Below are 20151 nucleotides of genomic sequence, written 5' to 3'. Positions count from 1 at the left end.
TATGTTGAGCCGACCGATCTGACTCACCACTAAACGGCCCGCAATAGACGGGCCGTTCTCAATTTGGGAGGAACCTCATGGCAGCCATCTACTCAAACATCACAGAAACCGTCGGCCGCACACCCCTGATCGAACTCCAACGGCTGGCGCCGGCGGGCGGCGGCCGGGTCGTCGTCAAACTCGAATCGTTCAATCCGCTCTCCAGTGTCAAAGACCGCATCGGGGTCAACATGATCGAAGTGGCGGAGGCCGAGGGCCGCATCACTCCGGGCCAAACGACCCTGGTCGAGCCGACCTCGGGTAATACGGGGATTGCGCTCGCCTTCGCCTCGGCCGCCAAGGGCTATCGACTGGTCCTCACCATGCCCGACACGATGAGTGTTGAACGCCGCAGCCTGCTGGCTTTCCTCGGAGCGGAACTGGTCCTCACCCCCGGCGACCAGGGAATGAATGGAGCGATCACCAGGGCGGAGTCGATCCGGGACGAAATACCCGGGTCGGTGATCCTCCAGCAGTTCGCCAATCCCGCCAACCCCGACATTCACCGGCGTACGACTGCCGAAGAGATCTGGACGGACACCGACGGCGAGGTCGATGTGGTCGTCGCCGGGGTTGGCACCGGGGGAACGATCACCGGGGTCGGCGAGACCCTGAAGGAACGCAAGCCGTCGGTCCGGATGGTGGCCGTAGAACCGGACGACTCGCCGGTGCTATCCGGAGGGGCGCCGGGCCCGCACAAGATCCAGGGGATCGGCGCAGGGTTCGTGCCCGTCGTGCTCAACACGGAGATCATCGACGAGGTCGTGCGGGTGTCGAACGAGGACGCCTTCGAGACCTCCCGCCGGCTCGCCCGCACTGAAGGCATCATCACCGGCATCTCAGGAGGGGCCGCCTTGAAGGCGGCGCTCGAGGTGGCCGCCCGTCCCGGGAGCGAAGGGAGACTGATCGTCGTGGTGCTGCCGGATGCGGCCGAGCGCTACCTCTCAACGGCCCTGTTCGAAGGAGTGGGCCGATGACCGCGGCCGGCCCCGGGATCATGACCCGGTTGCGCGAGGACGTCGGGGCGATGTTCGAACGCGATCCGGCCGCTCGGACGGTGCCGGAGGTGCTGTTCAGCTATCCGGGCCTGCACGCCGTCTGGCTGCACCGCATCGCCCACCGGCTGTGGAGACACAACTTCCGATTCTGGGCCCGGCTGTTGAGCCACGTGAATCGAGCGGTCACCGGGATCGAGATCCACCCGGGCGCCACCATCGGCCGGCGGTTCATCATCGATCACGGGATGGGGGTGGTCATCGGCGAGACGACCGAAATCGGCGACGACGTGATGCTCTACCAGGGAGTGACCCTCGGCGGGACGAGCCTCGAAAAGACGAAGCGGCATCCGACCCTATGCGACGGCGTCGTGGTCGGCGCGGGAGCCAAAGTGCTGGGCGCGGTCACCGTCGGTGCCGGAGCGAAGATCGGCGCCGGAGCGATCGTGGTCCGCGACGTTCCCCCCGGGGCCACCGTGGTCGGGGTGGCCGGCCGGGTGCTCGACCGCGAGCACCACGACGAACACCGGGTCAACCTGGCCGAGAGCAAGGGAGATCACGATGTGCGAGTGATCGAAGTCCTGGTCGACCGGGTCAGCGACCTCGAGTCGATCGTCAACGACGCAATGCTCTCGGTGCCCGGCAACGGAACGGAAACCTACCTCGGCGGTGCCGGCATCTGAGACTCAAAAGCCGGCCGCTGCCGGTTGACCGTGGCTCTGTTCGACCAGGTCGATTGTGCCGGCTTCGCACATCTGAAACGTGGCGGTGGCGCCACCCTTCCGACCGCTTAGAGCGGGCCAGCGCGAATCGCCGGTGCGTGGGGCTCACATGGCCGGCGTCCTACTCACAGGGTGGGCGGACAAACTCGCCGGATCGACGGCAACGGTGGTCAGCCTGCGCGGCTCCTATTCCGATCGGCGATGGTGATCTTTCTGGTCACGATAGTCATCGGCATTTTGAACGGTCTGGATGTCTGGGATCCGCCCAGGAAGTGAAGCACCCGCGCCGAACGGCTCCCGCACCTCGATGGACGATGATGGTGGCCCTGCGTCTCACACCGAACGGCTTCCTCGCCGTCACCGGGGCAGCCATGGGGGTAGGTTTCGAAAGACGAACAGGGAGGAGAAGGCCATGAGACGTTCGCTCGTCTTGTTGTTGTCCGTGCTACTGGTCGGGACGCTCATCATCCCGGCGGCAGCCGCCCCCAAGGGGCCAGACACCGTCACCATCCACCGGGACGAATACGGCGTCCCTCACCTCTACGCTGGCAGCCTGGAAGCGCTGTTCTTCGGGATGGGGTATGTGGCCGCCGACGACCGCCTCTGGCAGGCGGAGATCCTTCGGCGGTCCGCCACCGGAACGCTGGCGGAACTGTTCGGCCCGGCGGTACTGGACGGTGACATCGACGCAAGACGGATGTTCGGTCCTGCCGAACGGCGGTCTGCCGCCTTCGCAGGCGCCTCTGATGATCTCAAGACAATGCTGACCGGCTATGCCGACGGTATCAACGCCCGTATCGCCGAAGGCAATCTGCCGGCCCAGTATGGGTTGGTCGGCCCGCCCCGTCCGTGGACTGTCGACGACTCGGTCGCCGTCTTCATGCTGCTCGGCAGTCAGTTCGGCTGGTTCGGATCGGACGAGCTCACCAACGCCGCCTCCTGGGACGCCCTCGTAGCAGCCCTCGGGCCCGTCGATGCCGGGACCGTGTTCGGTGATCTGTTCTGGCTCGACGATCCCGACGCTCCCACCACCGTGCCGGCCGACGGCGCCATCGGCCCGAAGGGTCGGCGCGCCGGTGGGCCGCCTGCGGAACTGCCCACCTCGGCTGCGGTGGCGAGCATGCCCGGTGCCGCCTGGGACAACGCCAACCTCCCCGGCGACGGCTGGGCTTCGAACGCGCTGGTCATTGCGCCGCGGTTGTCGGCCGACGGGGCCGCACTGCTGTTGGGCGGTCCCCAAATGGGGTACGGCACCCCCCAGATCAACCACGAGGTCGGTCTGCACGGTGCGGGTTTCGATGTGACCGGCATGACGATCGCCGGCTTTCCTCTCGTTCCGATCGGGGTGGGCAACGGCTATGCCTGGACCTTGACCTCGGGTGGCAGCGACAACAGCGACATCTACGTCGAGGTGCTCAACCCCTCCGACCCGAGCCAGTACTGGTTCGAGGGCGCCTGGCATGATCTCGAGTGCCGAGACGAGCAAATCGGAGTGGCCTTCGTCGGAACCCACACCGAAACGCTGTGCACTAGCGTGCACGGACCGATCCTCGGATCCGACGGGGCGACCGCACTTTCGTTCAAGAACGTCACCTACGGCAAGGAGATGCAATCGCTCGAAGCGTGGGGCAGCCTCGGCCGGGCCGGAAACATCCGGGAGTTCGAAGCAGCCCTCGACGACGTGGCCTACAACTTCAACGTGCTCTACGCCGACCGGACCGGCAACATCGCCTACTGGCACATCGGGCACATCCCGGTGCGCGCCGATGGGTTCAGCCGGTTCTTCCCGCTCCCGGGAACAGGTGAAGCGGAGTGGCAGGGCATCCTGCCGTTTTCGGAGAACCCGCATTCCCGCAACCCCGAACAGGGTTATCTGGCGAGCTGGAACAACAAGCCCGCACCGGGATGGGAGAACTCGACGGCCGACTTCTGGATGTGGGGGCCGGCTCACCGGGTCAACACGTTCCTGGCCGAGCTGCGGGAGCTGGAGCCTCGATCGGCCACCGTCGAGACCGTGGAGGCGATCAACCGGACCGGAGGTTGGACCACCGACACCCCGACCGGGGCGGCGAATTCGGTGTTCGTCACCACCTACCTCGATGAGCTCCTGGCTCTGGTCGACACCTCGGCCGATGCTCGCCTCGCCGGTGTTGTGGATGATCTGGCCGGATGGGATCACTTGCAGGTCGACCTCGACCATAACGGGTACTACGACGATCCCTTCGGGGCCATCTTCAACGCCTGGTGGTTGGCGCTGGCCGACGGAGTGTTTGACGAGGTGGCCGGTATCAGCAACCGGTTCATCGTCGGCAACCTGATCGACCGGATGCTGGCGGGAGCAGACGCCGGTCTACCCCTCCAGTACGACTACCTGGAAGGGGCTACGCCGGGAGCCGCAGTGACCGGGGCGTTGATCGGTGCCCTCGACGGTCTGACCGCCGACTACGGCACGGCCGATATGAGCCTCTGGCAGCAGCCGATCTCGGTGATCCACTGGGCGCCGCTGCCGCTCACGCCCGGGCTCCCGGATACCATCTGGATGAACCGCGGTACGTACAACCAGATCGTGCATCTGCGCGGCAACGTCACCGCCCAGAACGTGATCTCGCCCGGTCAGAGTGGCGATGCGTCCAGCCCGCACTTCTCGGACCAGCTGACGCTGTACTCCACCTGGACCTACAAGCCGATGAGGTTGTCGAAGGCAGATCTCAGAGGCTTCATAGAGTCGACGGTGACTTTGCGCCTGCCGTGAGTCGACGGAGGGGGCGCCGTTGTGGCGCCCCCTCCGTTCACGCTCTTCTAGGGAGCTGGTTTGGTGTTGCCCCCCTCCCACCCGGCCTCCGGCCGGGTGGACTCCCCCCACCTTCGGTGAGGGGAGAACGCCTGTGAGTTCGGGAGTCGCCGGGTACCCAAGGTTGGTGATTCGTTGGCGCCGGAATGGGAGCCACCGCTGCGGCTGGTTCAGGTGCTGAGCGACGGTTACGGAGTCCAGGCGTGAAAGGTCAGACCGACGATGCGCGGCTCGCCGTTCTGGTAGTCGATCGACACGTACCAGACGAACCACTCGATCCCGTCATGACCCCCGTCGGCTACTGAGATCGAGTCGAATTCGCGCAGCTCGATGGGGATAGGGTTCGCCTCATCGGGGATGCCCTGGTCGGCGAGATCGCGCCACTCGTTGCGGGGGAACTCATTGTCCGGATCGTGGAAGGCCTCCAGGAAGCTCTCACCGATCTCCTCGGCGAACGTGTGGAACGGCAGTTCGGCGGCGGGGTCATCGTCGGCGACCACGTGCGACGGCCACTGGTAGGTCGTCTCATCGCTGAGAACCCCTTCGAGCTCGGCCGGGGAATACAACGCCGGCGCCGCGTTGTACACGAGATACAGGCCGCCGGTTGAGACCAACGGGCGGAGGTCGCCTCGGGCTTCGATCGTGTTCGCCAGATCGTAGAGCAGGTCGGTGACCCGCTCATCGGTTTCAAACGTGTCGTCTCCTTCGAGGTCGGCGTCCACCGCTGTGGCGGTGGTCTGCCCACCCGACGTATCCGTGAGAACGATCTTCGGCTCGGAGGGTTCCCCGGCCTCGCTTGCCTGTGCGCTCAACAGGTATCCGAGTATCCAGTTCGCTTTGGCATCGTCCGAATCATCCGGAACGTTCCCGGCGCTTCCTACCGCGCTCGATCCACACTCAGCGGCGAGGATCGCCGGCCCGATGATGAGAACAGTGGTGCGTTTCACGATGTACCTCCAGCTTCGGTGTCTGTCTTTATTCCACAATCCGACACCACGTGCTCCCTCGCTACGAGCATGTAACAGATTCGCCACAACGTGAGAGCCCGCTACCGCGACGCCGAGGACAAGAACAATGGAAGCGGAGTGGCAGGGAGTCCTGCCCTCGGAGAATCGGCGTGCCCTCAACCCCGAACTGGGCTATCCAGCGAGTTGGTGCCTTTTGAGAGATGAAACTTCAGTTCATCGCTGTTCTCAAAGGTCTCGTGGATGAGCAAGGCACAACGCCTTCGGATCCCTCGACGAGCGGACGTTCCCGCCCTAGTCTCACCCGATGCCCGACACGTATACCGTCCAACGCTCAGTGTCCATCGGCGCGCCGGCCCAAGCCGTTTACTCGCATATTGTCGATCTCCGTCGATGGACTTCGTGGTCGCCTTGGGATGACCTCGATCCGAATCTCCGGCGCACTTACTCTGGAGCCGACCGGGGTAAGGGAGCCAAGTATGCCTGGGCGGGCAACCGCAAGGCAGGCGAAGGGACGATGGAGATCACCGGGGCGATTGAGCCGTCGAGCGTGGAGATCGCTCTCGAATTCCTCAAGCCCTTCAAATCCAGCAGTACCACCACTTTCGACCTGCGGTCTGAAGGAGAATCGACTTCGGTCACCTGGACGATGATCGGACCAAAGACGTTGATGACTCGCTTGCTAGGGATCTTCAAGAGCATGGACAAGATGATTGGACCCGACTTCGAGAAGGGCCTTGCTCAACTCAAGACGGCTGCGGAGCAACCTTCTAGCTGACTCGAGAGAAGACGCCTATCACAGACGTCGTAATTCGCAGGCTTGGATAGTGTTCGGAAATGTTCGAGCCGTCTAGCTGAGGAGGCAGGTATGGCATCGCACAAGATCGTGCACTGGGAGCTCATGGGACCTGACGCTTCCGCACTGAACACCTTCTACCACGACCTGTTCGGGTGGAATGGTGAGGAGGTTCCTGGTTTTGGCGGGTACACCATGGTCCCGGCCGATGACACCGGCGTGGCCGGCGCGATCGGGGCCGGGGACGAGCACATGCCGTCGTACCAGGCCATGTATGTTGAGGTGGACTCGATCGACGAGCACCTTGCCAAGGCTGAAGCGGGTGGGGCCACGACGGCTGTACCGAGAACGGTCATACCGGGGATGGTCACCTTCGGGATGTTCCACGATCCGGCCGGCAACCTGGTCGGTTTGGTCGAAGCTGAGACCCCCGCAGGCGAGTGATCGGAGCGGGGTGGGGGCTTAGCGGTCCCCACCTCACTCGACGGCCCGGCTCGGGTGCTCGAGGTCGATGGATACCTGTTTCGGGGGCAGTGTTTGATCAGCTGTGAGGTTCTCCGTATAGCCCTTGCATCACCAGCTTTGGAGTGCGATCGAGTCTGAAGAGGCCCCAGTGTTTCTCAGGTTCCAACGGATCAGGTGAGCCTTTCCAGGGCTCGTCGAATGCTTCGAAGACGAAGGTGAGGATCCCTTCGGCGTTGGTCCAGGCGAGGAGCTCTTCGTAATACTCCGCCTGGAGTTCCTCGGAGGCATTCGAGGGATCGATGCCGCGCCCATTTGAGGCGGTCGGCCACCCGGCCTCCGTGATCATGACCGGCTTGCCGGGATAGCGATCGACGACGGACTGGTAGTTCTGCTGCGTGTATGCGAGCGCGTCCGACAAGGTCCGGTACTCCCAAACCGGGTATGTGTGCACCGAGATGAAGTCGAGAGCGGCTGCCAACGGTTCGAGCTTGTCGGCCCACGGGACATAGTTGTCGCAAGACGTGACCGGTTGATCGATCTCGCTCTTGATCTTCTGGACGCGGGCGATCAGGCTTTCCAACGGCACCATGTGATCGGTCCATTCGACGCTGGCTTCATTGCCCACCGCCACGGAGGACACGATATCCCGGTAGCGGTTGGCCAGTGTGATCGCCTTGTCGACTTGACCGTCGTTGTCCTGCCGGTTGGCGATGAGGGTCTCGTCGCTGAAGTCCGCACCCCAGGGACAAGCGGGGTTGCTCATCTCGGCAGCCAGATCCAGGCCGAGCATGACCTTGAAACCAAGGTCTTCCCGATCAATCACGTCGAGCACGATTTCGGCGTGCCGGCTGCTGTCGTACAGTCTGAGATGGTCCCAGTTTGCAGTCAGGATCAGAAGGTCCTCTTTGACCTCCGCATAGCTTGGGTACATGCCGGTTCGGGGACTCTGGTTCTCTCGATAGCCCGAGTAACAGATAGCGTTGCCGTGCGGGACCAACGGATCGGCGCGGCTGAAGGTTCCCCTTGGTGACTTAGACATATTTCGGCCGGCCGTCCTTGTCCCAGAGGCCCCAGAAGGCGCCGACGTCTCCTTCAGCATCCACCTTCCAGGCTTCGTCGAATGCCGAGAAGTAGAAGACCTCAATGCCTTCCTCCTCGGCCCACCGGTAGGTGTCGATGAAGAACTTCATGGCGTTCTCATAGGAAGGCACTGCACCCTTCTCCGGGGTACCGATGTTCGGCCAGCCGGTCTCACTGATGATGACCTTCTTTCCGCCGGCTGCCCCGGTGGCGCGACGGTACATCTCCTTCATGTACAGCAGTGCATGGTCGGCCGGACAACCTTCCCAGAACGGATAGCAGTTGGCGAGGATGACATCACAGGCCTCAGTTACGCGTGGGTGGTCCACAAACTCGAAATAGGCGTCAACGTAACCCACATCTACGCCGGGGACTGCCGCCTTGACGCGCTGGATGTAATCGATGAGCTGATCCTCGGAGAGATCGCCGCGCAGGAGCACCTCGTTGCCCACGGCCAGGAGTCCGGCGTTGCCTGCCCGGGCGATAGCGATCGCGTTGGCCAGTTCGATCTCGTTCTTCTCCAGATCGTCGTCTATCCACAGACCGACCAGCGTCTGCAGACCCTGCTCCTTCGCTATCGCGGGAATCAACTCGTTCCCTTCCCGTGCGGAGAATGAGCGTATCCAACCGACAAACGGCTGGATGACGGCCAATCGATCACGAATCTGCGCGGCGCCGACTTCCGTGCCGGGGCCCTGGCCCTCCACGTAGGGGCTGAAGCAGAGGCCGTGGATTCCGGCCGCGAGAATCTCACGAATCAGCTCCCGCAGGTCCTCTACTGAGAGCCTCGAGGCATCGACTCCGGTCAAAGACAGGGTCCTCTGGTTGCGATATGACATTTCGATCTCCTTCAACAACTCAATTAAGGGTTTTGCCGGGCGGCGAAGCTCCGATGCCTTCCGGCTTTGCGCCGGCTTCGACCTCGGGAACCTACTTGTCTTCGACGAGCTCTTTCGGCAGCCGGGCATTGATCCGCGCTACCTCGCCTGATCGGGCGAAGACCCTGGCACTGGTCTGGCGATCCAGGCGCAGGCCGGCTTGGTGTTCGACCGTACCGTCGGCGAACACGACCTCGATCCCGGCATCTCCAGATGTCACCGACACCACAACCGGCACCTGGCACAAGGTCATACCCAGCGACCCCGCCTCGAGCTCAATCACACCCAGTTCGAGCCCGACGTCGTATACCGGCCATGACTCCGGTTGGCCGAGTAGCTCCTCCCGTCGCAAGAAACGAGGGTCGAACCGGATTTCCCCGCTCTCGACCCGAACCCCCACTTCCAGCAGCCGGGTCAGCAGTTCTTCCTTGACCAGCCCGGTCATGCCCGGCTGCTGTGCGCCTGAATGGGCGGGTGTATGTGAATATGGGTCGAGCGGGATGGCCCCGAATTCCGCGGCCGACTTGTTGAAACCCAAACCCGATCGCACTCGCCAGTAGGCGTCGACGAGCCGCTCGATCGTATCGGACTGCGCCCCGGTGGACACCGCTTCGACCGCCGCTTCCTGTACCGCCACCAGCAGTTTGGCGACCATGTGCCAGTAGATCGAGCCGATTCCCTCGTAGCCGTACATCGATCCCGAGCGGCCCGTGTAGGCATGGTGGCGGAAAACCTTCTCGTAGGTGTCCAGAGTCGTCCCCCTGTGGGCGGCCACGAGGCTTCCCCATGTCGCGTCGCCGGCGACACGATCGAGCCGCGCTTCGAGGTCGTCCCGGTTGGCGAAGGCGGCATTGAACCGGTACCGGCCGTCGACGTCGACGGCGATAACCGAACGGTCTCCCCCTTTGAGCAGCGCACCGAGCAGCGGATTGCCTTCGACCGCATCGGCAGGCACGACGTTCTTGTCGAGGAACGATGGAAGCTGTCGGGCCGGATACAGCATGAAGCTGTTCTGGTCGGTCCGGTACATGGCACCGGCGAACAAGGCATCGATCACGTCGGCCTTTTCCTCTGCGGTGAGCACGCCCGAACTCAGGGCGGCCACCTGGCCCTCGAGCATTTCCGGTAGGTGCTCTATCGACGCAGCCGACCCGTCGGACGCGAACCGGATCAGGTTGTAGGAGTGGTACAAGCCGTCGGGCCGACGGTTGCCGCCAATGGCGCCGTCAAGGTGCTCGATGGCAACCTCGCAGAGCTCAACCACCGAATCGAGCGCCACCGTCGTGAGGCCCGAGAATCCGGACTCGTAGACCCGGGACCGGTAGATGGTGAAGGCCTCGCCGAGGTTATCCAGGAGCTCCTTGCGGGAGCCGTCCGTGATGTCGGAGCCACGTTCAGGTGACCCGTGCAAGGCGGCGGTGACGGTCGCCAGCCACTCTGCGACCTCGGTGGACATTTCCACATCTGCCGGGCCGGTTGCGCGGATCAGCGAACTGAAGTGCTGAAGGTACTTGCGGAGGTGGTACAGAGTCACCATCGATAGGCCGTATCCGACCAAAGCGTTGTTGGCATCGTTCCATTCCGGCCGCTGGGTATTCATCCAGATACCCCCGCCGGGCACGAAGTTGGAGAGCTTGGCGAGGGCGGGCACCAGCATCTTCTCCGCCAAGGTGACGTGGTAAACCTCGCCGTCTTCTCCGTGCATCAGCTTGCCATCGTTGCCCACCTGTTCGACTTGCCGGGCCGACCGGGCCGCCGCCGCCTGGTCGTAGTCGATCGTTTCCTTCGGGTCGTCCACGAGTTGTTGGTACGGGGCGATCCGGTAGGGCACGTCGGCGTAGGAGAACCGCGATACGCCGAGGAGACGCCCCACTTCCCCCGGCAGGAAGCGGTCGGCAGCCTCGAGGAGGCGGAGCAGGTAGACGATCTGGTGGTCACCCCAGTATCCGATGTTGCTCCACGGGTCGTGGGGATCGGGCGCTTCCCAGTCAACGCCGTCGCGGGTGATGCGATAGGGGTTGAACCCATCGGGGGTGGAGGCGTTGACGAACACCGAGATTACGTCGGGGTAATACTCGGGGAAGCTCATGCACATCGCTTCCCAGTTCTGGAAGATGTCGCGCCAGTTGCCTTCGTAGTAGATGACGGGCCGGCCGGCGTCGTCGTGTATTCGTATCGAAAAGGCGTTCCACGGTCTGCTGGGGTCACCGTGGCGGCGCGAGAAGCCGAACGGCAGGTACCCGTGGCCGAGCCGCTCGAGGTCTCGATCGCCCGTCCGGCCGATCTGTTCCAGCAGCGCCTGTCGGTCGATCACCTCCGGCAGTGACCGGAGCCAATCCCGGTGCCGGCCTGCCACCTTCCGGTTCCGGTCGAACAAGAACCTCGAGAAGTCATCGGTGTTGATGCGGTATCCGGCGAGTGGAGCGCCGCCCCGCATGGCGTTGTAGGTGACGTTGGCAAACTGGTGGGCCGTGGCCACACGGTCGCCGGTCCGCTGTAGCGCGTCGGCCGGTGCCATGATCCGGACGAACGAATTGTTGGCAGCCCGCAGCGAAGCGGTAATGGCGTCCGGAAGATCACCCGCCGAGTGGAGTTGCGTCCGCAGGGCGGCGACGGCGATCTGATCCTGGGCGGCATCGGCCACGATGTGCCAGGAAGTGTCGGCCCCGGGAGCGAGATCCAGGGTGCCGCGCAGGAGGTAGGCGCCCGGCCTGCCTTTGAGGAGTGAGACATCGGCCGGCGGATACCCGGCTTCGAAACTTGCCAGGGCGGAAGGCTCGACCGTCACCGAAGACTCGCCGAGTCCCACAGACCAGGCGATTGTGCTGCGAAGAACCTCGGAGGGTTCCGGGCGATCGACCACTCCGGCTTCGAGCGAGAAGACGGCCAGGCGGCTGATTGGGTCGATGATTTCACTCCGCTTGTATGCGTTGGTGAGGTTGTTCTTGCTCTGGTACACCGACGGGTCGAGGCCAAACGGAAGCACATCGAGCAAGCCGTCGATCAGGTCGGCGCGTACCGCTTGGTCGCCGTCGTTGACGAGCGTTGCAGTCCGTACGAAGCCGAACTCACCGCTGCTCGCCCACCGGTATCGAAACGTGAGGTGCAGTTCCCGGTGGGTCTCTTCGAAGATGATCGAATCACCGACCACCGCCTTGTAGAGGTTGCGATGAACCTGCGATCGGGGCTTGCCGCGGAACGGAGTCCACATCTCGCCCTCCTCTGCGCCGGAGATGCGAATAGCGGTGACCGGTCCGGCGAAGCCCACCGAGTTGTGCAGGCGGTCGTCGGTTTCGTAGCGGAAGATCGCTCCGGCGGAGTCACCTCGTCCGGCGGTGAGGCCTCCGGTGCTGGAGATGAACATCCAGCGATCCCCGTCGCTGACCACGCTCATCAGGAAGGGCGGAATCTGATCGACGTCCGGTATGGCATAGAAGCCTTCTCCGTCGATCTCGATAAGGCCCTCACCGACCGGGTGGTCGGCAGTTGTGGCTGGTTCGGGGTTCATCAGCAATGTCTCCTCAATCATTTACTTGCTCTGGCGGTGTCGTCTTTGAGTTCCTGCCGGCATCGGCGGCGGTGGGGGATAGGCCGTGTCCGGCCGGAAACAGAGGGGTGGGCTCCGGATCGTCGAGGGCTTCAAACGAGCGAGGCCAGGGCTGAGAGGTCCGGGCGGAAAACCGATGAAGACCCGACAACACTTCGCCCAGGGCGGCACCTTCGCTGCCGGGAAGCCAGGCGGCTACTACGGCGTCGGCCCGATCGATGAGGTCCGGAATGACCAGTGGCCGGCCGGAGTAGACCACCAGCACCAAAACATCAGCGCGTTCGCGCATCCGTGCAAAGACGGCCCTGTCCTCATCGGAGGCGGTGGGTGTGGCCCGATCACCCGGTCCCTCGGCGTACGGTGGCTCGGCGATGCACACAATCCCGATGTCCGGGCGATTGGGACTGGAGAAGTCTCCGGAGGGGTCGAACTCGATGCCGTGTGGCGAGGAGGCTCGCAGCCCGTCGAGCAGTGTCGTCCCGGCGGTGGTTCGTCCGGAACCTCCCTGCCATCCCACGGTCCAGCCGCCGCATTGGAGGCCGATATCGTCGGCTGCTCTGCCGGCCACCTCAATTGATCGGGCGCCGGCAGCGAGGGGAAGTGCTCCGTCGTTCTTCAGCAAGACGGCGCTGCCCCGCACTGCTTCGGCGGCGAGGGCGCGATGCTCCGTTGAGCCGACAGCGCTGAGCGGAGGCGTCGGAGGTTGGGGGTCGAAGAGCCCGGCTGCAAGCTTCGCTCTGAGGATCCTGCGCACCGCGTCATCGATCCTCTCTACCGGGATCCGTCCGGAGGCCGTCACTCGTTTCATGACCTCGATGAACCTGAGATAGTCATCGGGGACCATCACCATGTCGACGCCGGCGTTGATGGCCCTGACGACGCTCGTCTCGTAGTCCGAGTCGATCTGGTCGACCCCCATCCAATCCGATACCACGAATCCCCGGAATCCGAGCTCTTCCTTCAGCACGCCGGATAGCAGGCCGTGGTGGGCATGCAGTTTCTCGCCATTCCACGAGTTGTAAGAGGCCATGACGGTCATGACGCCCGCCTCGAGGGCGGCGATATAGGGGCGGAGGTGGATTGAGCGGAGTTGCTCCTCCGAGATCCGGGCGTCGCCCTGATCGATCTGCCAGCTATCGCCCCAGCCGTCCCACCAGTGCTCCCAGCTGAAACGGGGCGCGGTGCCCCACGTGGTGGCTCCGTCACCCACGAAGTGCTTGGCGCAGGCCAGGACGGACAGGGGCCCTTGCCCGGATCCTTGCAGGCCTCTCACCAACGCGGCACTCTGCTTGGCCACCAATTCAGGATCCCGCCCGTAACCCTCATAGGTCCTGCCCCACCTGATGTCCTGTGGCACCGCCACCGTCGGAGCAAATGTCCAGCGGATTCCCGTTGCCCGCATCTCGGTGGCGGTGGCCTGCCCGATTCGCTCGACGAGACCTTCGTCTCCGGCCGAGCCGAGCCCGATGTTGTGCGGGAAGATCGTTGCCCCGCCCACGTTGCTGTGGCCGTGGACCGCGTCGACGCCGTAAACCAGTGGAATCCCCGATTGACCGGCAGCTTCGACAAACGACCCGACCATGTCGGCCCATACCGAGGGGGTGTTCGGCGTCGGGTTGCCGTTGCCACCGGACAGCACCGATCCGATGGATAGATCCGCTACCTCGCGAGGGGTGATGGCCTCATTTGATGCCTGTGTCATCTGGCCGATCTTCTCAGCCGGCGTCATCCCCGCGATGAGCTGTTCAATTGTCGAATCGTGGGAGATCACGGCTTCAGGTCCCTGTTGGAGGAGGGGCTCCGGCCGGGGAAACCGGCCGGAGCCCGGAGGTGGACGATTGACAACCTCACTCGAGTTCGAACGCTCCGACATCGCAACCGGCACCCTGCGGCCGAGTGACTCCGCGCTGGTCGGTGGCCGGGCACGCCGACGCATTGGCCGCGTCGATCGCCGGGCTGCCCGGCAGCAGTGCGTGAGTGAATGTCGGGCCGCCGTTGTCGGCGAGAGGGCTGATCAGGGCGTCGACGCCGATCAGGTCGGATCCGACCGGGTTGCACGAGTCGTCCTGCACCAGGTTGCTACCTCCGGACACGACGTTTCCGGGAGTACCCGATGCGAACTTCTCACAGGCGTACCACTGATTACCCGTGACGATCGTGTTGGTCAGCGTCAGCGTTGGCACAAATCCGCCACCGTACTGACCGATGAAGAACGTCGAGGGTGCCCAGTCCGGACCAACATTGTTGGCTACGGTCGAATTCGAGATGCTGACGTCTCCGTCAGTCTGGAAGATCGCACCGCCGTGCCACCCGATTGCTGTGTTGCCGCTGATCGTGCTGTTCGTGATCGTCACGTTGCCGAGAGAGCGGAAGGCACCCCCAACATCATTCGACACATTTCCATTGATCGTGCTTCGGACGATTGTGGTGGTCGTGTTGAGGAACGAATACACACCGCCACCGGACCAGGCGGCGTGATTGTCGGCCACCGTACTGTCAACGAGGCTCAGCGTTGCGCCGTCACCGTTGTAGATGCCACCGCCGCCCTGCCAGAACTCGCCGGCATCGGTTGCCATGGTGCACCCAGTCACCGTGGCGTGGTCGAGCGTGAGCGAACCGTTGTTGAGCACGCATCCTGCCAGCTGCCAGCCGTAGCCGTCGGCCAGGGTGAGATGGCCGATGTTGCCCACCCCACCGGGGCCGACGATGAGGACACGGTCTGCACCGCCGCCGCTCACCACGATTCCGGCTGCACCGGAGCCGTCGATTGAGACGGCTTTGCCAATGACCAGCGGGCCGGAGCTGAGCGTGATCGTTCCGCCGGCGAGGCTGGGATCGAACACGACGTTTCCGCCGGCTACGACGTCGGCGATCGCCTGCCGTAGCGAGCCCGGCCCCGCGTCGTTCAGATTTGTTACGAGGCGCGGCTCTGGGACGAGCCGCACCTGATCCAGCCACAGTGTTCCGGTGCTCGAACCGGCGTCCGGGAGGTCGAAACCGTAACCCCATACTTCGTTGAGGCTGAGGCCATCGTCGGGCGCTCCATTCGGCTGAGCGGCACTGCGCACGAAGGCGTCGAACGGTACGACGACCTGCTGCCAGCCGGAGAAGTCGTCAACGAACGACGTCTCGAACCGCTCAGCCGTGTCGGGGCCCTGGTAGACCCGCACGTAGTCGACCTTCAACTCCTGCGGGAAGGTCAGTGCGTCGCTCACTTCACCGCCGAAGTTGCCGCCGACGGCCAGGTTGAGGAGCAAGTAGACGGGGTCGTTGAACACCCACTGGTTGGGAGCGACATCGGCCGGCGTCGCCGTGTGATAGACGATGCCGTCCACGTACCACTCGATCAGATCCGGCTGCCACTCGATCGCGAACGTGTGATAGCCGGCTGCCACACCGCCGGGGAACGGGTATGTATTGCCGAAGGAGGAACCTCCTGAGTATCCCGGGCCGTGGATCGTCCCGAAGATCTCGTCCGGGAGGCGGCTGACGTACTCCATGATGTCGATCTCGCCCGTCTGAGGCCAGTCCACCCGGTCGATGTCGGTACCGAGGCTCCAGAACGCCGGCCACAGCCCATTTTCACCGTCGGGAACCTGGATCCTGGATTCCACCCGACCGTAGGCGAACTCCGCCCGGTTGGTGGTGGCCAATCGGGCCGAGGTGTATTCGCAGGGGCCGTAGTAGCAGTCCTGACCATCGGCCGCGTCGGCCGTGATTACGAGATTCCCGGCGCCGTCGGTGGCGACGTTGTCCGGGTCGTCCGTGTAGTACTGCAGCTCGGAGTTGCCCCAGCCGGGAATGCCGTTGACGGTGCCGTCTCCTATCTCGTAACCCCAGTTGTCCGGGTTCGGGGGAGTGCCGGCCGGTTCGTTGAATTCGTCACTCCACACCAGCGACCAACCGGCGGGTCCGGGATCGGAGGCGCGATTGTCGAGCAGGTCCAGTGTGATCGTATCTCCGGTGTTCTGCCCGTAGTACCAGAAGCTCAGCGCCTCGGCACCCGTCCAGTCCTGACCGACGGGGAAGTCACGTCCGAAAGAAGCGTCGGAGCCACCGCCCGTGAAGGGCTTGTCGTCGTAGGTGTGGCCGTTGAAGGGCACAACCGACGGATCGCACTCCAGGCCGGTTTCGGAGAATCGGAAATGGAACACCAGATCGAGATCTCCGTCACGGTCGACGTCCTCCACGTGGCGCACGGCCGTGCCGGTCTTGCGGTTGAGGTGCGTCTCGCTCGCCGATCCGAGTGTGACGGTGGTGTGGTCCACCGTCGTGGCGTCGAACTCATCGGTGGAATACAGGACGACCGGAATGACGCCGCTTCCGCGATTGCAGACGCGACCTTCGATAGAGATGTCCACGTGGAGGGGCACGGTCGCTTCGAGCACCTGCTCATAGGGGCCCTGTCCCGGCACGGCCATAGGATCGCCGGACTCCAGTTCCGGATTGGCCAGCCCCACATTGCCCGCCGCATCCCACAAGTACGGGTAGTGCTCGAAGTCGTCGAGCAGCAACGGATCGAAGGGGTCGTCATCGCTGATGGTGAGGGCGGCCTGCATGATGAAGCCGGCCGCCACGTCGACGGGATTCGACAACTTCAGGATCAATCGCTCGGCGCTCTCGTGCTTTGAGTCTTCGAGCGTCTGCACTGAGAAGGACAGCTCCGAAGGTCCGTCCTTGACGAAGGTCAGCGTGCCGGGTGCAGGCTGGACGTAGTCGCGGCCTGGTACCGGAACGATCGTCTCCACCGAGTAGTCGATCGACACCCGATCGGGGTCATCGTCGCCGAGTGCTCGACTCAGCGCCACCGTGATCTGGCCGGTGTCTCCTTCGGTCACGTCGAAGTCGTTGGCGCTGAAGCTCACCGCCAGCTCGGGTACTTCGCCGACTCCGAACAACTGAACGTCGTCGAGGTAGTTGGTGAACGGTACCCCGCTGTCGAAGACACCGAACGCCCAGCCGTGCACCTCGGTGAGATTGAGCCCGTCGTTGGGAGCGCCGTTGCCGACCTCTTTCCGGTTCAAACTCGCGAAGGGGATCTCGAAGAGCCGCCAGCCGGAGAAGTCGTCGACGACATCGATCGAAAAGCGCTCGGCATCGTCGGTCGTCGAGCCGGGATTCCGATTGTCGAGGAGGTCGACGAAGAGGGTTGAACCGGTGTTGTTGCCGTACAGCCAGAAGCTGAATCCCGCAAACATGCTCCAGTCCTGCGTCACCCATGTGTCGACCGATTCGTTCTCGAAGGCGTGGACAACTCCGGCAAATCCGTTGCTGCCGCTGACGCTGGTCTCCACCTGAAGCACCGTGTTCGAGGAATCCGAATCGGGCACCGGAACGGGTGGAGTAGCAGTGGTCGAGATCGTGACCGTGCTGGCCGGGTCCTGGAAGGTGAAGAAACCGACGGCGTTTCCGTTGGCGTCGCTGCCGGCCGGCAGGCCACCTTCGAAGTTGTCGACGACACGGCTGTCGAAAGCCCAGTAGTCGGTGCGGAATGTCACGTCTGCGCCACTGGTGCTGATGACAGCGACGATTACGTTGATCAACTCGCCGTTTGACGGTGTCGCGTCGAGTGTCCCGTTGCCCCCGGTCAGGAAGGAGTTGTCATCGAAAAAGCCGGCAAGCGGGATCGACACGAGCTGCCAGCCGCCTCCAGCAATGGCGCACGGCCCCGAGTCCGACACGGCGCAGTTGAACTGAAACTCGTCGTCTTCGGGAGAGCTTATGTTGCCATCGGCGTTGTCGTCGTCCTGCAGGTTGATCTCCAGGGTGTAATCCTGACCGGCGTCCGGGTTGATCCAGAAGTTGAAGTGGTCGACGCCCGACAGGTCGGTCGGGTTGGTACGTCCGAATCCTCCGAAGAAGCCGGCAGCTCCGCCGGACCCCCAGCCGGTCTCGAGCGAGAAACTGCCCCCGTTACCCGGAGGCAGGTCGGCCGTATTCGCCGCGATACCACCGCCGCCGACCGCCCCGTTGAAAGAGAACCATCCGTTCGCGAATGGATCACCATGTTCCATGTCATCGAAGACCGCCGTGTCCGCAGCCGCCGGCATCGCCGGCGTCACCAAAAGCACCGACGTGATCAAAGCCATGACGGCCAGCGTTGCCAGACCCTTGAGGCTCCTCTGGTTCAACCCCTTCATTTGTCTCTCCTTCTCCATGGTGCGGACCGCTCCGGCGTCCGTCTCCAAATCCCGCCGAGCCGCGAGGGCCGGCTCGTTTCCCTTCGGCTCACTGCTTGCTCATTCGACTCCCGTTGCCGGGGCCATGCGCAGCGCGCCACACGACTCCCGAACGACGAGTTCGACCGGCAGGATCTCGACGATCGGTGCTACCGAAACCCCGGTCACGAGGTCGTTCAAGAGATGGACGGCCCTCACCCCCGTCTCGATGACGGGCTGGCGGATGGTCGTCAACGTCGGAACGGAGGTCTCAGACGACGGTAGGCCGTCGAACCCCATTAAGGCTATGTCCTGCGGGACCCTGATCCCTTCCTCGCGCAACGCCTGCAGAGCACCGATCGCCATCGTGTCCGAAGCGGCGAATACGGCGTCGGGTTTGCCCGGCAGCAACTCCCGCATGGCCCGGTATCCGCTTGCTTCTGAGAAGTCCCCGTCGGCCCGGAGCTTGGGCGGAAGGGCCTTTCCGCAGATGGCGAGCCCCTCGACGAAACCGTTCAGTCGATCGAGGCCGGCCGTCGTGGACACGGGCGCTCCGACTAGACCGATGCGTCCGTAGCCGAGGCCGCACAGGTGGGTCGCCGCCCGGAGGGCTCCGCCGCGGTTGTCGACGTTGACATAGCTGAGGCCGTCTACGTCCGGGCGCCCGACCATCACGATGGGTAGCTCGCCACTGGGCACCCTGGCCAAGAGCGGATCCGCCATCCGTGTTGCGGTGAGAATCAGCCCATCCAGGAACCGCGATGTGACAACCCGCGGATACAGCTCGCTCTCCTCCTCCTCGTTCTGAAACAGAAAGAGAGACAAGACGGTGCCCGAGCGGTTGCTCGCCGCGCTGATACCCTGGATCAGCCGCGAGAAGTACGGATCCTCGAAGACCCTGTGCACCCGGCTGGGAATGACGAGCCCGATTACGCCGCTCCGTCCGGAGACCAGCGATCGGGCAGCAACGTTCGGCGTGTAGCCGGTCCGACGGATCGTCTCCTGTACCCGCTGGCGAACGTCAGAGCTGACACTTGCCTGATCATTGATGACACGCGAAACGGTCGAGCGAGATACTCCCGCCAGCCGACCAATGTCCTCGAGTGTGAGGTTCACTACGACCTCCGTTTGGGAGCGCTCTCAGTTAGCGCACCAGGAAACTACTTCTGGCATATTACATAGTCAACTTGACGCTGGGACGCGATCGCTTCTATATTCCTGGGAGCGCTCCCACCGTTTCTTGGGAACGCTCCCACGAGGAGGGTCTGGATGGAGAAGGGTCAAGCGGACCTCGGCAGGCACGCTGGAGCGAGTCACCGTTCTCGGCGGCTGCGGCGGCGCGATGAAAACGCGGCGGTCTCCCACGACCTGATCCCTACCGGCAGGACGATCTGTTTCCTGACTGCTCGTCGACCTTCCTTCTGTATACCTGCGAGCGCAGTAGTTATTCGCCGGGGCTCCCTCACTCGCAGACGGGTGTCCTCGGCGCAACCTGACCGACCCAAGGAGACGTGCATATAGTCATGCGATCATCGACGCAATCGAAAACGAATGAGTTCACGAAGGAGGTTGGATTTTGAGAAATAGAGGAAGATTATTCATAGCGCTCCTAGTCGTGCTGGTGTCGCCCGCCAGCTTGATGGGACCACCTTGAGATGAGTTTCGCCAGGGGGATGGGACCACCTGCTCGCCAGTGATGGGACCACCTTCCGGGG

12 protein-coding genes are annotated in these 20151 nt (G+C 63.6%); 5 read left to right on the top strand and 7 right to left on the bottom strand.

Annotated features, from left to right (window positions below):
• Positions 1-77 precede the first annotated feature (77 nt).
• From cysK to P1T08_12580, 3 genes are all read left to right on the top strand, one after another.
• On the top strand, positions 78-1016 hold the full coding sequence (cysK, locus tag P1T08_12590) for a cysteine synthase A (GenBank protein ID MDF1596908.1): 939 nt from the start codon (positions 78-80) through the stop codon (positions 1014-1016).
• Positions 1013-1717, top strand: coding sequence for a serine O-acetyltransferase (gene cysE, locus P1T08_12585; protein MDF1596907.1), 705 nt, complete (start codon positions 1013-1015; stop codon positions 1715-1717). Before cysK ends, cysE begins: the two co-directional genes overlap by 4 nt.
• A gap of 451 nt (positions 1718-2168) precedes the next feature.
• Positions 2169-4508, top strand: coding sequence for a penicillin acylase family protein (locus tag P1T08_12580; GenBank protein MDF1596906.1), 2340 nt, complete (start codon positions 2169-2171; stop codon positions 4506-4508).
• Between the two features lie 227 nt (positions 4509-4735).
• On the opposite strand, the gene P1T08_12575 is transcribed toward P1T08_12580, so the two are convergent.
• Entirely contained in the window at positions 4736-5494 is a 759-nt protein-coding gene (locus P1T08_12575; GenBank protein ID MDF1596905.1) for a hypothetical protein, read from the bottom strand.
• Positions 5495-5819: 325 nt separating this feature from the next.
• Between P1T08_12575 and P1T08_12570 the strand changes: the two genes are divergently transcribed.
• Positions 5820-6290 (top strand): SRPBCC family protein, encoded by a 471-nt coding sequence (locus P1T08_12570; GenBank protein ID MDF1596904.1) that lies wholly within the window; start codon positions 5820-5822, stop codon positions 6288-6290.
• A 90-nt stretch (positions 6291-6380) separates the two neighbouring features.
• A complete protein-coding gene (locus P1T08_12565) occupies positions 6381-6752 on the top strand; it encodes a VOC family protein (protein MDF1596903.1) in 372 nt (123 codons plus the stop codon).
• A gap of 97 nt (positions 6753-6849) precedes the next feature.
• On the opposite strand, the gene P1T08_12560 is transcribed toward P1T08_12565, so the two are convergent.
• The 6 genes from P1T08_12560 to P1T08_12535 form a co-directional block, all read right to left on the bottom strand.
• Positions 6850-7812, bottom strand: a complete 963-nt coding sequence (locus tag P1T08_12560; GenBank protein ID MDF1596902.1) for a glycosyl hydrolase family 17 protein — start codon at positions 7810-7812, stop codon at positions 6850-6852.
• Positions 7805-8692 (bottom strand): glycosyl hydrolase family 17 protein, encoded by an 888-nt coding sequence (locus tag P1T08_12555; protein ID MDF1596901.1) that lies wholly within the window; start codon positions 8690-8692, stop codon positions 7805-7807. The genes P1T08_12560 and P1T08_12555 overlap by 8 nt, the downstream gene beginning before the upstream one ends.
• Before the next feature lie 91 nt (positions 8693-8783).
• A complete protein-coding gene (locus P1T08_12550; protein MDF1596900.1) occupies positions 8784-12239 on the bottom strand; it encodes a hypothetical protein in 3456 nt (1151 codons plus the stop codon).
• Positions 12240-12252: 13 nt separating this feature from the next.
• Complete coding sequence (locus P1T08_12545; GenBank protein MDF1596899.1) at positions 12253-14049, bottom strand: glycoside hydrolase family 3 protein; 1797 nt, start codon at positions 14047-14049, stop codon at positions 12253-12255.
• 76 nt (positions 14050-14125) lie between these two features.
• A complete protein-coding gene (locus P1T08_12540) occupies positions 14126-18418 on the bottom strand; it encodes a family 16 glycosylhydrolase (GenBank protein ID MDF1596898.1) in 4293 nt (1430 codons plus the stop codon).
• A gap of 99 nt (positions 18419-18517) precedes the next feature.
• Positions 18518-19552, bottom strand: coding sequence for a LacI family DNA-binding transcriptional regulator (locus P1T08_12535; protein ID MDF1596897.1), 1035 nt, complete (start codon positions 19550-19552; stop codon positions 18518-18520).
• Between the last annotated feature and the right edge of the window lie 599 nt (positions 19553-20151).

This window comes from Acidimicrobiia bacterium (genome assembly GCA_029210695.1).
Lineage (GTDB): Bacteria > Actinomycetota > Acidimicrobiia > Spongiisociales > JAHEDJ01 > JAHEDJ01.
This window is presented reverse-complemented; position numbering and strand designations above follow the sequence as displayed.

What these genes read in the sequence shown, in the direction of transcription:
- P1T08_12580 (MDF1596906.1), top strand. Translation starts at nt 2,169, where the DNA reads ATGAGACGTTCGCTCGTCTTGTTGTTGTCCGTGCTACTGGTCGGGACG.
- cysE (MDF1596907.1), top strand. Translation starts at nt 1,013, where the DNA reads ATGACCGCGGCCGGCCCCGGGATCATGACCCGGTTGCGCGAGGACGTC.
- P1T08_12550 (MDF1596900.1), bottom strand. Translation starts at nt 12,239, where the DNA reads ATGAACCCCGAACCAGCCACAACTGCCGACCACCCGGTCGGTGAGGGC.
- cysK (MDF1596908.1), top strand. Translation starts at nt 78, where the DNA reads ATGGCAGCCATCTACTCAAACATCACAGAAACCGTCGGCCGCACACCC.
- P1T08_12555 (MDF1596901.1), bottom strand. Translation starts at nt 8,692, where the DNA reads ATGTCATATCGCAACCAGAGGACCCTGTCTTTGACCGGAGTCGATGCC.
- P1T08_12540 (MDF1596898.1), bottom strand. Translation starts at nt 18,418, where the DNA reads ATGAAGGGGTTGAACCAGAGGAGCCTCAAGGGTCTGGCAACGCTGGCC.
- P1T08_12565 (MDF1596903.1), top strand. Translation starts at nt 6,381, where the DNA reads ATGGCATCGCACAAGATCGTGCACTGGGAGCTCATGGGACCTGACGCT.
- P1T08_12560 (MDF1596902.1), bottom strand. Translation starts at nt 7,812, where the DNA reads ATGTCTAAGTCACCAAGGGGAACCTTCAGCCGCGCCGATCCGTTGGTC.
- P1T08_12570 (MDF1596904.1), top strand. Translation starts at nt 5,820, where the DNA reads ATGCCCGACACGTATACCGTCCAACGCTCAGTGTCCATCGGCGCGCCG.